Source organism: Streptomyces sp. NPDC001292 (assembly GCF_042896465.1).
GTDB lineage: Bacteria > Actinomycetota > Actinomycetes > Streptomycetales > Streptomycetaceae > Streptomyces.
Genome location: NZ_JBIAXG010000021.1, coordinates 69,322 through 83,814 on the forward strand (window position 1 = coordinate 69,322; position 14,493 = coordinate 83,814).

At 72.7% G+C, this 14,493-nt stretch carries 11 protein-coding genes and 1 tRNA gene; 8 read left to right on the forward strand and 4 right to left on the reverse strand.

What is annotated here, in order from left to right; genetic code table 11:
• Positions 1-420 precede the first annotated feature (420 nt).
• Positions 421-1,914 (forward strand): MFS transporter, encoded by a 1,494-nt coding sequence (locus ACFY4A_RS22345; protein ID WP_390831122.1) that lies wholly within the window; start codon positions 421-423, stop codon positions 1,912-1,914.
• 19 nt (positions 1,915-1,933) lie between these two features.
• On the opposite strand, the gene ACFY4A_RS22350 is transcribed toward ACFY4A_RS22345, so the two are convergent.
• The 3 genes from ACFY4A_RS22350 to ACFY4A_RS22360 form a co-directional block, all read right to left on the reverse strand.
• The gene (locus tag ACFY4A_RS22350; RefSeq protein WP_390831123.1) at positions 1,934-2,821 is read right to left on the reverse strand and encodes a cellulose-binding protein; all 888 of its coding nucleotides are present in this window, start codon (positions 2,819-2,821) and stop codon (positions 1,934-1,936) included.
• Between the two features lie 165 nt (positions 2,822-2,986).
• Positions 2,987-5,902 (reverse strand): SUKH-4 family immunity protein, encoded by a 2,916-nt coding sequence (locus ACFY4A_RS22355; RefSeq protein WP_390831124.1) that lies wholly within the window; start codon positions 5,900-5,902, stop codon positions 2,987-2,989.
• Positions 5,903-5,910: 8 nt separating this feature from the next.
• Positions 5,911-6,930: an SMI1/KNR4 family protein gene (locus ACFY4A_RS22360; RefSeq protein ID WP_390831125.1), complete on the reverse strand. Its 1,020-nt coding sequence runs from the start codon at positions 6,928-6,930 to the stop codon at positions 5,911-5,913.
• 312 nt (positions 6,931-7,242) lie between these two features.
• Here ACFY4A_RS22360 and ACFY4A_RS22365 point away from each other — a divergent pair, with 312 nt between their 5' ends.
• The gene (locus tag ACFY4A_RS22365; RefSeq protein ID WP_390831126.1) at positions 7,243-7,758 is read left to right on the forward strand and encodes a YwqJ-related putative deaminase; all 516 of its coding nucleotides are present in this window, start codon (positions 7,243-7,245) and stop codon (positions 7,756-7,758) included.
• Positions 7,759-7,860: 102 nt separating this feature from the next.
• A complete protein-coding gene (locus ACFY4A_RS22370; RefSeq protein WP_390831127.1) occupies positions 7,861-8,394 on the forward strand; it encodes an SUKH-3 domain-containing protein in 534 nt (177 codons plus the stop codon).
• A 282-nt stretch (positions 8,395-8,676) separates the two neighbouring features.
• On the opposite strand, the gene ACFY4A_RS22375 is transcribed toward ACFY4A_RS22370, so the two are convergent.
• Positions 8,677-10,044: a sensor histidine kinase gene (locus ACFY4A_RS22375; RefSeq protein WP_390831128.1), complete on the reverse strand. Its 1,368-nt coding sequence runs from the start codon at positions 10,042-10,044 to the stop codon at positions 8,677-8,679.
• Positions 10,045-10,280: 236 nt separating this feature from the next.
• Here ACFY4A_RS22375 and ACFY4A_RS22380 point away from each other — a divergent pair.
• From ACFY4A_RS22380 to pth, 5 genes are all read left to right on the forward strand, one after another.
• A tRNA-Gln gene (locus ACFY4A_RS22380) sits at positions 10,281-10,353 on the forward strand.
• 128 nt (positions 10,354-10,481) lie between these two features.
• Entirely contained in the window at positions 10,482-11,930 is a 1,449-nt protein-coding gene (gene glmU / locus ACFY4A_RS22385; RefSeq protein ID WP_390831129.1) for a bifunctional UDP-N-acetylglucosamine diphosphorylase/glucosamine-1-phosphate N-acetyltransferase GlmU, read from the forward strand.
• 91 nt (positions 11,931-12,021) lie between these two features.
• Positions 12,022-12,996, forward strand: a complete 975-nt coding sequence (locus tag ACFY4A_RS22390) for a ribose-phosphate diphosphokinase (RefSeq protein ID WP_390831130.1) — start codon at positions 12,022-12,024, stop codon at positions 12,994-12,996.
• Between the two features lie 189 nt (positions 12,997-13,185).
• On the forward strand, positions 13,186-13,776 hold the full coding sequence (locus tag ACFY4A_RS22395) for a 50S ribosomal protein L25/general stress protein Ctc (RefSeq protein WP_390831131.1): 591 nt from the start codon (positions 13,186-13,188) through the stop codon (positions 13,774-13,776).
• 79 nt (positions 13,777-13,855) lie between these two features.
• Positions 13,856-14,458 (forward strand): aminoacyl-tRNA hydrolase, encoded by a 603-nt coding sequence (gene pth / locus ACFY4A_RS22400; protein WP_390831132.1) that lies wholly within the window; start codon positions 13,856-13,858, stop codon positions 14,456-14,458.
• The last annotated feature ends 35 nt before the right edge of the window (positions 14,459-14,493 follow it).

Sequence of the window (14,493 nt, forward strand, 5' to 3'; positions counted from 1 at the left end):
AGTCTCCTATGTCGGTCCGGTGGTGAGTCGCGCCTGGTCGTGAATCGCGTGGAAGTCGGGTGTGTGTACGTCGTGCGCTGCGGTACGCCGTCGAGTCTGCTCGACGGGGGGTGTCCGGCGCGCTGGTGCTCAGCGCAGTCTTCTCCTGGGGAAAACCCCACCCCCGCCGCTCCGGCGTACCGCCCCCCGCGGCGTGAAGCCAGGTTAAGGACCGCCCCCGTCCACGCTCGTCCTCCGCCGGTACGAACCCTCCCCGACCCCGGGTACGGAGCTTCCCCTAGGGGGTCTCCCCCCATGGGTGGACCCCTTCTCAGGGTCGCCTCCGTCTCCCGGCCCCCTCAGCCTCCGCCCTCCCGCTACGGGAAGGTCAAGTGGGAAGCTGTCCGGCGGCAGATGGATGCAGGGGGAAAGGATTCCGGGGTGGGCAGCACCGAACCCGCGACACGGCAGGCCGCTCGGCCCGGCGCGACCGACCGGCGGGGCGCGGTCGTCGCCGCGCTCATGCTGGCCATGGCGCTGGCCGCGCTCGACTCGACGATCGTGTCGACGGCCGTGCCGCAGATCGTCGGGGACCTGGGCGGCTTCTCCGTGTTCTCGTGGCTGTTCTCGGGCTATCTGCTGGCCGTGACGGTGACTCTGCCCGTCTACGGCAAGCTGTCCGACACCTTCGGCCGCAAACCGGTGCTCGTCGCGGGCGCGGTCGTCTTCCTCGTCGGCTCCTTGCTGTGCGCCGGCGCCTGGAACATGGGCGCGCTGATCGCCTTCCGCGTCGTCCAGGGCCTGGGCGGCGGGGCGTTGCAGGGCACGGTCCAGACACTCGCCGCCGATCTGTACCCGCTGGAGCAGCGCCCGAGGATCCAGGCGAAGCTCTCCACGGTGTGGGCGGTGTCGGCGATCGCCGGACCGGCGCTGGGCGGCGTCCTGGCCGCCTACGCCGACTGGCGCTGGATCTTCCTGGTCAACCTTCCGATCGGCTCCGTGGCCCTGTGGCTGATCGTCCGGCACCTCCACGAGCCGGAGCGGGCGGCGCGGTCCCGCCCGCGCGTCGACTGGGCGGGCGCGCTGGCGGTGTTCGCCTGCGCGGGCGCCCTGCTCACCGCGGTGGTGCAGGGCGGGGTGGCGTGGCCGTGGCTGTCGGCGCCGTCGCTCGCCCTGTTCGGTACGGGGCTGGCGCTGGCCGCCGTCGTGGTGGTGATCGAACGGCGGGCGGCCGAGCCGATCCTGCCGGGCTGGGTGTGGCGCCGCCGTACGATCGCCGCGGTGAATCTCGCCCTGGGCGCCCTGGGGTTGCTGATGGTCGCCCCGGCGGTCTTCCTGCCGACGTACGCCCAGTCGGTGCTCGGCCTGGCGCCGGTGGCCGCCGGTTTCGTCCTGTCGGTCTGGACGCTGAGCTGGCCGGTGTCGGCCGCGCTCAGCCAGCACGTCTACCGGCGGATCGGCTTCCGCAACACGGCCATGCTCGGCATCGGGGCGGCGGCGCTGACCCTGTTCGCCTTCCCCTTCCTGCCCTACCCCGGCGCGGCCTGGCAGCCCACCGCGCTGATGCTGGTGCTGGGTGCGGCCCTCGGCCTGTTCCAGCTCCCCCTCATCGTGGGCGTCCAGTCGACGGTGGGGTGGTCGGAGCGGGGCACCGCCACCGCCTCCGTCCTCTTCTGCCGCCAGACCGGCCAGACGCTCGGCGCGTCCGTCTTCGGCGCGGTCGCCAACGGGGTGCTGGCCGCGCGCCTCGGCGGCACGAGCGACCTGGACTCGGTGACACGGGCACTGAGTTCGGGCACGGCCCCGGAGGCCACACGGCGGGCCATCGCGGACGCGGTGCACGCGGTGTACGTGGGAGCGGGTTGCGCGGCGGCGCTGGCGTTCACGGTGCTGCTGGTACTGGCGCCGCGCCGCTTCCCGGTACTGAAGGAGTGAGGCGGTGGGTCGCTGGGCACTACTCGGCCCACGCTCCTTCCTTCAGGGCTGTGATGCTGTCCTGCACGGTGTCCATCTGGGCCCGTACGTCGTCCCACACCTCGCCGTGCTCGCGCAGTACCTGCTCGGTCTCGTGGGCGATCCGGTCCGCCCGCAGCCGCGCCTCGGCCAGCATCTCCGCCGCCAGCACGCGTGTCTCCTCCGGTTCCCGCCGCGCCGCCTCCCGCGCGTCGGCGAGGGCCTGCTCCGCCGCGGACAGTGCCGTCTCGGCCGCCGCCGTCCTTTCGGTGTGCTCCGCTTCCAGGGCGGCCTGACGTTCCGTCAGTTCGCGCTCCGCCTCGACGAGTGCGTCCGCGTACTCACGGGACTGCTCGGTGAGCATCCCGGACGTGCGCTGCCGCATCTCCCGCAGCGCCGCCAGCGCCTCGCCGCGGGACTCCTTGACCTCGCGCCGCACCGAGATCCGGATGTCGTCGGCCTCCGCCCGGGCCGCGAGGAGCCGTTGCCGGGCCCGTTCGTCGGCCTCGGCGCGTACGACGTCGGCGTGCGCCCGCGCGTCCCGGAGCGCACCGTCCGCGTGCGTCCGTGCCGTCTCCAGCAGTTCGGCCGCCTCCTGCCGCGCTCGCTCCCGAACCGTCCGCGCCTCCTCGAGTCCCAACTCGTACAGCCGCCGGGCACCCTCGCCCAGCGACTCGTAGGTCTGCTCGCCGAGCCGGGCGAGCCTCTCCCGCAGGGACGCGAGTTCCTCCTCCATCCTCCTGGCCAGGACGGTCAGCCGCGCGGCCCGTTCCCAGGCCCCGTCCCGGTCGTCGGAGAGAGCGTCCGCGAAGGCGTTCACCTGATCGGGGCGGTAGCCGCGTCCCCGTACGACCACGAAGCCGTGGAGCGACATCGGTGCGCTGCCCATCCTGGACCCCTCTCCGCGTCGGTGATTCGCGCACATCTTGAGGGATTGGGCGGAAATGTCCATAACGCGACACTCCGGGCACAACCGGTGGTCGACCTCGACCACAAAAGGGCCGGACCCGGTCACACGACCGGGTCCGGCCCCCTGCGCCGAGCGCTCACACGCTCACAGCAGCCCGTCCCACATCTGCTCCAGCAGCACCGACCACCAGCTCTCGGGCGAACCGAGCGCCGCCGGGTCGAGCGCGGCCAACTGCGCCTGGAAGTCGACGGTCCAGCGGCCCGCCTGCTCCTGGTTCAGGCCGAACCGCAGCCGCCACATCCGGCCGAGCAGCGCCAGGCAGCGCGCGAACTCCGGCAGACCGGTGTTCACGAACTGCGGCGCCACGGGCGCACCGCCCGGCCCCGCCTCCACGGGCACCGCCACGATGTTCGCCGTGCCGTACTGCACGCAGATCGCCTTGCCGAAGTCGCTGCCCATGACGAGGTAGGAACCCGCGTCCGACGCCGGCTGCGCCCCGCGCTCGGCCGCCAGCTCCGCCAGCGTCGGCACCGGGCGCCCCGGCTGGGCCTGCGCCCAGAAGAACGGGCCCAGGTCCATGGGCAGACCCGCCACCACCAGCGTGTGCGCCACGACCGGCGGTACGCCCTGCCGGGAGACCGCCGCCTGATCGAAGCGGAAGACCCCCGGCCCGAACGCTGCCGCGAGCTCCTGCGCGATCCCCTCCGGAGGAATCGGCGGCACCGGCTGCACCGGCGGCAGCGGCGCACGCACCGGTCCGGGACGGGCCGGCCCGTCCGCGACCTGGTGCAACTCACCCTGGTGAGCGAGCAGTTGCTGCATCCCCTGCTGACGGCTCGCGTGGTCGGTGCCGTACGGGGCGATGGACGCGATGCGGGCCTGCGGCCACTGCTCACGAATCATCCGCGCGCAGTACGCGCCCGGCAACTGGCAGGACTCAAGCTCCGTGTGCAGCTCCAGGACCCGGTCCGGCGGCACGTTCATGGCCCGCAGCTCGTGGAAGATCTGCCACTCCGGGTGCGGCATGCCGGGCGCGGAGCGCCGGATCAGCTGCTGCTCGGAACCGTCGTGCGCGCGGTAGCGCAACACGGCCTGGTAGCCGGGCCCGACGGTCGGCTGCCCCTGCTGGGGGTAGCCGTAGGCCGGGGGATGCTGGCCCGGAACGGGCGGCTGTCCCGGCATCGCCTGACCGGGCACGGGCGGCTGTCCCGGCATCACCTGACCGGGCACGGGCGGCTGTCCCGGCATCACCTGACCAGGGACGGACGGCTGTCCCGGCATCACCTGACCGGGCACGGGCGGCGTGCCCGGCGGCGGCACCGCGCCCGGCGGCATGGGCGGCGGGGTGCCCGGAGGCACACCAGGGCCGCCCGGGCCGCCCGGGACACCGGGAGCGCCCGGTGGCGGGGGAGGCGTATGGGGGCCGCCCGAGGGGGGCGCGGCCAGCATCGTCTCCGCGTGGTGCACGGCGCCCGGCGCGCCGGGGGCGCCCGGCGGCACACCGGGGGCGCCCGGGGCGGCGGGAGCGCCCGGGGCGCCAGGGGGCGTCGGCGGCTGCGGAGCGCCGGGCGGAGCCGGCGGGCGCGGGGCGCCCCCGCCGCTCTGGCCGGGGTCGGCGAGCATCGTGGCGGCGTGGTGGACGCCGCCCGGCGGTGTACCGCCGGGCGCGCCCGGACCGGTGAGGCCCTCGGGCCCGTCGGGGCCGAGCGACGACACCATCTGGGTCGGCACATAGCCGCCCGCGGCGCCCGGCGGGGGCGGCGTGGACGAGCCACTGGGCCGCGCGCCCGGCATGCCCGGAGCACCCGGCGGCGGAGGCGTGGACGAACCGCCCCCACGGCGCGGCGGAGGCGCCGCTTTACTGGTCGCGGCGTCGGCGATGTCACCGGCGTTGGGCGCGAGCGGCCGCCCGTGACTGGCACCGCCCGGCGCCGGCACACCCGGAACCGACGGCGGAGGCGGCGTACCCGGAGCCGCCGGAGCACCCGGCCCACCGGCCCCCTGCGGATAGCCGTACCCGGCGTCACCCACCGGCCCGGACGGCGGCGGCGTACTGCCCTGCGGCGCACCCGGCACCGCACCCGGCACCGGCGGCGTACCCGGCCCACCCGGCCCCTGCGGATACCCGTACCCGGCATCACCCACCGGCCCGGACGGCGGCGGCGTACTGCCCTGCGGCGCACCCGGCACCGCACCCGGCACCGGCGGCGTACCCGGCCCACCCGGCCCCTGCGGATACCCGTACCCGGCGTCACCCACCGGCCCGGACGGCGGCGGCGTACTGCCCTGCGGCGCACCCGGGACGGGTGAAGTGCCCGGCGGGACCGGTCGGTTGGGGTCGTCCACCGCCGGTGCGAGCGTCGTGCGCGGGAGCGCGCTGCCGCCCGCCATCAGCGCCGTCTTGGCGTCCGGCGGGGCGGCGGGCGGCGGGGTGTCGTCGGAGCCGCTCAGCGGCGGCGCGAACACGGTCGCCGGCAGCGGCACGGAACGGTCGTCCCCGGTATCGGCGTTGGTGTCCGTACCCGCCCACGGGGTCGCCCCGGCCGGCGTACCCGGCGCACCCGCGTCCGCGGACGCGCCCACCGGCACCCCTGCCTGCGTCTGAGGAAGCGAACCGCTCCCGGCCGCCGCCGACGCGGCGGCGGCCGCGCCGCCACCCGTGCCCGATTCGCCGCGCCGGTCGGGAATGCCCATCCGGTCCGCCGCCTCCTGAAGCCACTCAGGCGGGCTCAGCAGGAAGGACGTCTGGTTCAGGTCCACTCTCGCCGGAGGCGCCGGGGCCGCGTCGGCGGCCGGCTCGACCCGGCCGTACTCCTCCTCGTACCGGCGGACCACCTCGCCCACCGGCAGCGCCGGCCACAGCGTGGCCTCCCCGCTGTCCCGGGCGATCACCAGCCGCTGCGCGCCCCCGTCCAGGCGCGGGCCGCCCTCACGGTCCTCGGCCCACACCACGAAGCCCAGCTCGAACTCCCGTACCCGCACCTCACGGTGCTGGTACGCGGGCACGTCACCGTTGATCCACTCTTCCGCGCGCTCCTGCGCCTGCGCGAACGTCACCATCGCTCGACTCACTCCCCCACCGACGAGACGGCCACGGCACGGGCGAAACCGCCGTCCACCATCAGGTTCGCCACCGTCTCCAACTCCGGCGGCGAACCCGCCAGCCGGGACAGGAACGCGTCGAAGTCCTCACCGCACGCCAGCAGCAACCGCTGCACCCGCTCCGCCTGCGGCCAGGACGGATCCACGTCCCGCGCGTCGTCGTACGCGCAGAACCACACCGAACCGATCCGCTCGCCCTTCACCTTCACGGCGAGCAGTCCGCCCTGGACGAAGCCGACGGCCAGGTAGTCCTTGGTCAGATGGTCGCGCAGGCACTTGTTGACGTACACCAGGTCGTTGACCGCCGCCTCCTCGCGGACCGTGAAGAACGGCTGGTCGACCAGCAGCCCCAACTCCGCGTCCAGGGCCGTCCCGACGGGCGCGCAACCGCCCGCCGCCTTCAGGAACGTGCGGTAGGCGCCCGGCAGCCGGTACCCGAGGTCCTCCTCGACGCCCTGCACCTGCTGCTCCGACACCGGGGCACCCGACTTCGGCAGCCGGAAGTGCGCCGGCCGCGTCTCCTGCAACGGGCGGGTGCCCCGCTTGTTCTGGTCGACGTTCGCGGTCGCGATCCCGCCGTGGTGGCGCAGCAGCGCCTTCACCTCCACCGGGACCAGTTCCAGACGCCGGGAGCCGGCCGCGTGGTGCCACGTCCAGCCGTGCGGGGTCGCCACGTTCGGCACCGTGTCCCACAGCTCGTGTCCCGATGCCGCCATCGCCGCGTTCGCGGACACGTAGTCCGTCAGCCGCAGTTCGTCGACCCCGAACCCCTGCGGCGGCTCCGCGATCTCCACCGCGGCCCGCGCGTAAGGCGAGAAGTCGGGGAAACCGCGGTCGTCCACCCGCACCCCTCTCGGGTGACGTGCGGCCCGGACCGGATCCGGAAAGTGCACGACCTGCCCGGCATAGGCCGCGTTCGGCGGCGCGGCCTGTCCCCCAGCCTGGCGGCCGGGTGGTACCCCAAGCCCGAGCCGACCTGTCGTCATGGCTGTTGCCCCCTGCGGCGCTCTGTACGGCCCACGGCGACCGGCTCGCTGCTCCGCCCCGCCGAGGCCCGTATCCCTACTTCTCTCCAACGCGTCCACCGCGCGCATCGCGGCGTGCCGACAGCCTATGCGGTACGACGTCACCGGTCACCGGGCCGCCACCCGCCGACCCGGCCCCGCCGTGACCAGCCGTCACCCTCCAGTGACGCGCTGCCCCGGACGGGGTGTGTCACACCGCCCCAGCTTCCGCAGCAGCCACGGCATTTGGCACTCTGTGAGTTTCGGGGGGATGCACGGGAGGGAAAAACGATCATGAACGCCACGCAGACGGGACCGCACGCGAGCGCCTTCGGCGACCCCAGAGTCGGCTGGAGCAGCGCCGAGACACCGCACGCCCCCGCGCTCCGCCACCGCCGCGACGGCATCCTGCCGACCGTCGCCGCCGCGCTCTCCGTGCGCGGCGCCACCCTCACCGGCACCGCCGCCCGCGGCGAGGAGCCACCCGCCCTGCACCCCCTTGTCCAGGACTTCCTCGACGCCCTCACCAGCGCCCAGCGCGACCGCTTCACCGGCCGCTGCGCCGAGACGATCCTCATCTCCCGGCACATCACCGCCGCCGACGCCGCCCGCAGCAAACGTGCCTCCCGCAAACCCATGAGCAACGGCGAGGCCCGCAAGAGCCTGAAGCACGCCAAACTCACCACCCGGCGCATCCGCGAGGACGGCGACCCCCTGCACGGCAGCTTCGCCGGCCCCTGCCGGGCCTGCACCGCGCTCAGCGCCCACTTCGGCGTCCGCGTCGTCGACCCCACCGCCGGGAAGGGCTGACCCGGCCGACCACGCCCCCGGCCGCAGCCGCCACGAAACCCCCCACCGGCACCATTCGCCACGGCGCCACCCGCCGCGGCACGATCCACGAACGAAGGGCAGATGCACGCCGACCGCGCCTCCTTCCCCAAGTCCTCGGCTCCGCTCGGACAGGGTGGAACCCCAGCACGCTTCGCCGGGCCCGTCGACGCCGCGCTGCGCGCCGCCGGCTGGCAACCGGGACGCTGGGACATAAAGCAGGCCGAGATGTGGGCCGACGCCCTGCGCGAGCACCTCTCGCCCGCCGGTCACCACCACGCCGTGTTCCCCGCCGCGGTCGAGGCCTGGGCGGAATTCGGCGGCCTGCGCGTCTCGCCCACCGGAGTCGGCCGCCAGATCGCCCCCGCCGCCCTCGACCTGGACCCGCTGCACGGCCTCCACATGGCCCGCACCCTCGGCGACCTCGGCCGCGCCCTGGACACCGATGTCTGCCCGCTGGGCACCGAGACCGACAGCGGGTCCCTGCTCGCCATCGACAGCGAAGGCCGTGTCTACGCCCTCGACCACACCGGCGACTGGTACCTCGGCCCCGACATCGACCAGGCCCTGTCGGCTCTCGTCTCCGGCACGCAACCCGTACGGCTCACCACGGGCTGAACACCCGTACGGCTCACCGGCTCACTGGGGTCTTCCGTTCGTATCGGGCCGGATCAGGGAGCGGGGTCTGGTGCTGGGGGCACCTCCCACCCCTTCAGGCGGTGGGGGAGCACCGCAAGGCGGAGGACGGCGGCAGGGCGGAGCCCCGCCGACCGACGACAACGCGGCTGGGGTCCCCCCTGCTCGAAGAGCTTGGAGGAGCGGTGCCGGACCCCGCGAGCCCGGCCTGATCCAACCGAGAGGCCCTAGGGGCGGACCACCACGCACCGAACGGAAGGGCCACTACGACGCCGGGATCACCGCCGAGACCCGGAAGCCTCCCGCGTCCGTCGGCCCCGACACGAACACTCCGCCCAGCGCGACGACCCGCTCCCGCATCCCGAGCAGTCCGTTCCCGCCCGACGGCAGCCCCGCCGCCGACGCCGACGCGGGCTCGGGCGGCGGCTCGTTCTCCACCTGCATCGCGATCTCCGACGACCGGTGCGCCAGCCGCACGTACGTCTTCGCCCCCGCCGCGTGCTTGTGGACGTTCGTCAGCGCCTCCTGCACCACGCGGTACGCCGTCTGCTCGACCTCCGCCGCGTACGAGCGGACCGTGCCCTGCACCGACAGGTCCACGACCATCCCGGCGGCCGCCGACTGCCCGACCAGTTCGTCCAGCTCCGACAGGCATGGCCCCTCCGGCGGGCCGCCGACGGCCCGGGAGGCCGCGGCCGCCGCGGCGGCCCCCACCGCGGCGAGCGGCACGGCGTCCGGTGCACGGGGCGCACCCTGCTCCGAGGCCTCCACCCGCGCCTCCCCCTGGGTCTGAGTCCGGGCCTGGGCGGGCCCCTCCGTGCTGCGCAGCACCCCGAGCATCTCCCGCAACTCGGTCAGCGCCTGCCGCCCCATGTCCCCCACCAGGGCCGCGTTCTTCACCGCCTTCTCCGGATCCTTGCGGGCCACGGCCTGCAACGCGGCGGCATGGACCACCATCAGACTCACCCGGTGCGCGACCACGTCGTGCATCTCCCGCGCGATCCGGGTCCGCTCCTCGTTGCGGGCCCACTCGGCCCGCTCCTCCGCCCGCTCCGCGAGCAGCTGCAACTCCCGCTCGAGACTGTCCGCCCGCTCCCGCAGGCTCTCCATCAGCCGCCGCCGGGCCCCGACGTACAGGCCGAGAAGAAGAGGAGGGGCCGTCAGCCCGAGCGAGGTGGTCACCGCCGCGAACGGCACGAACCAGTTGCCGAGGGTCAGATCCCCGCGCGCCATGTCCTGGCGCACCCGCACGAACGTCACGATCATCGTCCCGACCAGGGACATCCCGGCCAGCGCGGCGATCACCCGGCGCGGCAACTCGCACGAGGCCAGGGTGTACAGCCCGACGATCCCCATCAGGAAGCCCATCTGGGCCGGCGTGATGGCGATCGCCACCAGCACCACGGCGATCGGCCACCGCCGCCGGACGAGCAGCACGGACCCCGCCAGTACGCCGAACACGATCCCCAGGGACGCCGGAATCCCCGCGTCCCGGGCGAACGGCACGCCCTCGACCCCGCACTCCAGGGCGGACACCAGTGCGAGCCCCCCGTCGAGCGCCGCGCTGCGCCATCGCACCCACCACCACGGCCCGGTCGGGACCGCCTCGTGGTCTTCCCCCGTCGTGGTCATGGCTCCAGCCTACGGGCGCCTGCCCGGGCATTTCCGGTGAGTTCCGGGTACCGGACCGCAGCACAGGCCGTAATCGAACAACAGCGAAACCATCTGGCATCCCTCGAACTGCTGAACCATGCCCCGTTCGGCCTCGGAACCGGACATTCCACCCGGATCCCGGGCCCGTTCCGAGCCCGGCGGAACGGAATCGTGGCCCGGACCCGGGCACGTCTCCGGTAAGGTCTGAAGCGCTGTCCCCCGTGGTGTAACTGGCAGCACACTGGTTTTTGGTACCAGCAGGACAAGGTTCGAATCCTTGCGGGGGAGCTCCGGCACACACGGCCCCGCTCCGGGTCCCGCCCCCACGGGTCGGGACCCGGACTCGTATCCCCCCACAACCGCCCCGGTATCCTGCGGATGTCCACCCCCACCCATCCACAGCCGAAGGGCATCCCGTGAGCGCCATTCGCCCGGCAGCCGTCGTCGTTCTCGCAGCGGGTGAGGGCACCCGTATGAAGTCGGCCACACCGAAGGTTCTGCATGAGATCTGCGGCCGGTCACTGGTGGGTCATGTGCTCGCCGCCGCACGTGAGTTGAAGCCGGAGAACCTCGTCGTCGTGGTCGGGCACGCGCGGGAGCGGGTGACCGAGCACCTGGCCGAGGTCGACTCCGGGGTCCGTACCGCCGTGCAGGAGAAGCAGAAGGGCACCGGGCACGCGGTCCGGATGGGCCTCGAGGAGCTCGGCGGGTCCGTCGCGGGGACCGTGATCGTCGTCTGCGGCGACACCCCCCTCCTCACCGGTGAGACCCTCCAGCGGCTCGCCACCGCGCACCAGGAGGACGGCAACGCCGTCACCGTGCTCAGCGCGGAGGTGCCGGACGCGACCGGTTACGGCCGGATCGTGCGCGACGCCGGTACGGGCGCGGTGACCGCGATCGTCGAGCACAAGGACGCCACCGAGGACCAGCGGGCGATCCGGGAGATCAACTCCGGGGTGTTCGCGTTCGACGGGCGGCTGCTCGCCGAGGCGCTGGGGAAGGTCCGGACGAACAACAGCCAGCACGAGGAGTACCTCACCGACGTCCTCGGGATCCTGCGCGAGACCGGGTACCGGGTCGGCGCCTGCGTGGCCGGCGACCACCGGGAGATCGCCGGGATCAACAACCGGGTGCAGCTGGCCGAGGCGCGGCGGATCCTCAACGACCGCCTGCTGACGAACGCGATGCTCGCGGGTGTCACGGTCGTCGATCCCGCGACCACCTGGATCGACGTGACGGTGACCTTCGAGCAGGACGTCGTCGTGCACCCGGGCACGCAGCTGCACGGCACGACCCGTCTCGGTGAGGGCTGCGAGGTGGGCCCCAACAGCCGGCTGACGAACACCCGGGTCGGCGCGGGGGCGCGGGTGGACAACACGGTGTCCGACGGCGCCGTGGTGGGCCCGCAGGCCTCCGTGGGGCCGTACGCGTACCTGCGGCCGGGCACGCGGCTCGGGGTGAGGTCCAAGGTGGGTACGTACGTCGAGACGAAGAACGCCTCGATCGGCGAGGGAACCAAGGTTCCCCACCTGTCGTACGTCGGTGACGCCACCATCGGCGAGTACACGAACATCGGCGCGGCGAGCGTGTTCGTGAACTACGACGGGGAGAACAAGCACCACACGACGGTCGGCTCGCACTGCAAGACCGGTTCGGACAACATGTTTGTGGCTCCCGTCACGATCGGGGACGGCGCCTACACCGCCGCCGGGTCCGTGATCACGAAGAACGTGCCGCCCGGTTCGCTGGCCGTGGCCCGCGGCCAGCAGCGGAATATCGAGGGTTGGGTGGCTCGCAAGCGTCCCGGAAGCGCGGCGGCGAAGGCGGCCGAGGCGGTATCCGGACAGCCGGAGGGCGAAGCCTGACCGGAAACCGGCGCGCCAAAGACGGCGTACCGTGATAGGTACACACGCCCGCCCCCACAACGCTGCGAACACCCGCTGAGGAGACACTGCTGTGACCGGGATCAAGACGACCGGCGAGAAGAAGATGATGTTCTTCTCCGGCCGCGCCCACCCCGAGCTTGCCGAGGAAATCGCCCATGAGTTGGGTGTCGGGGTCGTCCCGACGAAGGCGTTCGACTTCGCGAACGGCGAGATCTACGTGCGTTATCAGGAGTCGGCCCGCGGCGCGGACTGCTTCCTGATCCAGAGCCACACCGCTCCGATCAACAAGTGGATCATGGAGCAGCTGATCATGATCGACGCCCTGAAGCGTGCGTCGGCCCGCTCCATCACGGTCATCGTGCCGTTCTACGGTTACGCGCGGCAGGACAAGAAGCACCGGGGACGTGAACCGATCTCGGCGCGTCTGATCGCGGATCTGATGAAGACCGCGGGTGCCGACCGCATCCTGACCGTGGATCTGCACACGGACCAGATCCAGGGTTTCTTCGACGGGCCGGTGGACCACCTGTTCGCGCTGCCGCTGCTGGCGGACTACGTGGGCGACAAGGTGGACCGTTCGAAGCTGACGGTGGTGTCCCCGGACGCCGGCCGGGTGCGGGTGGCGGACCGCTGGTGCGACCGGCTGGGCGCGCCGCTGGCGATCGTGCACAAGCGGCGTGACAAGGACGTGGCGAACCAGGTCACCGTGCACGAGGTCGTCGGTGATGTGAGGGGCCGCATCTGCGTCCTGGTGGACGACATGATCGACACCGGTGGCACGATCTGCGCCGCGGCGGACGCCCTGTTCGCGCACGGCGCGGAGGACGTGATCGTGACGGCGACGCACGGTGTGCTGTCGGGTCCGGCGGCGGACCGGCTGAAGAACTCCAAGGTGAGCGAGTTCGTGTTCACCAACACGCTGCCGACGGCGAACGAGCTGGAACTGGACAAGATCACGGTGCTGTCCATCGCGCCGACGATCGCGCGTGCGGTGCGCGAGGTGTTCGAGGACGGTTCGGTGACGAGCCTGTTCGACGAGCAGTAACCATCAGGTCCGTAGATCGTTTTGGGTCCGGCCTCCCGCTCCGAGTAGACTGCTTCAGTTGCTCGGCGAGGGAGGCCGTACTCGTTCTCGTGGTATGGCGATCCGTTATCGACGCGCTCTTCGTAGCAGGCCGTTCGTGGCCGGGTGACCGCGACCGTATTCCGTGTACCTCTACGAGGAGTGAAGAGCATGTCCGAGGTGAAGCTCGCCGCCGAGACGCGCACCGAGTTCGGCAAGGGTGCCGCGCGCCGTATCCGCCGTGAGAACAAGGTTCCCGGTGTGCTGTACGAGCACGGCACGGTGCCGATCCACCTGACCCTGCCGGGTCACGAGCTGCTGATGGCGCTGCGTACGCCGAACGTCCTGATCTCGCTGGACATCGACGGCAAGAGCAACGAGCTGGCGATTCCGAAGGCCGTGCAGCGTGACCCGCTGAAGGGCTTCCTGGTCCACGTGGACCTGCTGATGGTCAAGCGCGGCGAGCGCGTCGTCGTCGAGATCCCGGTCGTCGCCGAGGGCGAACTGGCCCCGGGCGGCAACCTGCTCGAGCACGTCCTGACCGCGCTGCCGGTCGAGGCCGAGGCCACGCACATCCCGGACACCCTGCCGGTGTCCGTGGCCGGTCTGTCCGCCGGTGACACGGTCCTGGCCAAGGACATCGACCTCCCGAACGGCGTGACGCTGGCCGTGGAGGAGGACGCCGCGGTGCTCCAGGTGCTGGCCGCCCAGGCCGAGGAGGCCCCGGCGGGCGAGGAAGGCGAAGAGGCCGCGCAGGCCTGAGCCCGACCGTCGTCGTTCCGTCAGCCGCCGCTTCCCTCGGGGGGCGGCGGCTGGCGCGTATGACGCGTATTGAGGAGACATGGACGTGACGACCTCCGCGAACGCCCCCTGGCTGATCGTCGGCCTCGGCAATCCCGGACCGGAGTACACCATGAACCGGCACAACGTCGGCTTCATGGTGGTGGATCTGCTGGCCGACCGGATCGGGGGCCGGTTCAAGCGGGCGGGCAAGGCGCAGGCGCAGGTGGTGGAGGGACGGATCGGTCCCCCTGGGCCGGAGAGCCGCCGGGTGGTCCTGGTGAAGCCGATGTCGTTCATGAACCTGTCCGGCGGGCCGGTGAACGCGCTGCGCGACTTCTACAAGGTGCCGCTGTCGAACATCGTGGCGGTGCACGACGAACTGGACATCGACTACGGCGTGCTGCGGCTGAAGCTGGGCGGCGGCGACAACGGTCACAACGGGCTGAAGTCGATGACGAAGGCGATGGGTCCGGACTACCACCGGGTGCGGTTCGGGATCGGACGTCCGCCGGGCCGTATGCAGGTGGCGGACTTCGTGCTGAAGGACTTCTCCGCCGCGGAGCGCAAGGAGCTGGACTACTTCGTGGACCGGGCGGCGGACTCGGTGGAGTGTCTGCTGGCGGAGGGCCTGGAGCGGGCGCAAAGCGCGTACAACTCATGACTTGTCCCCACGCCGCGACCCCCCGGAGTTGACCG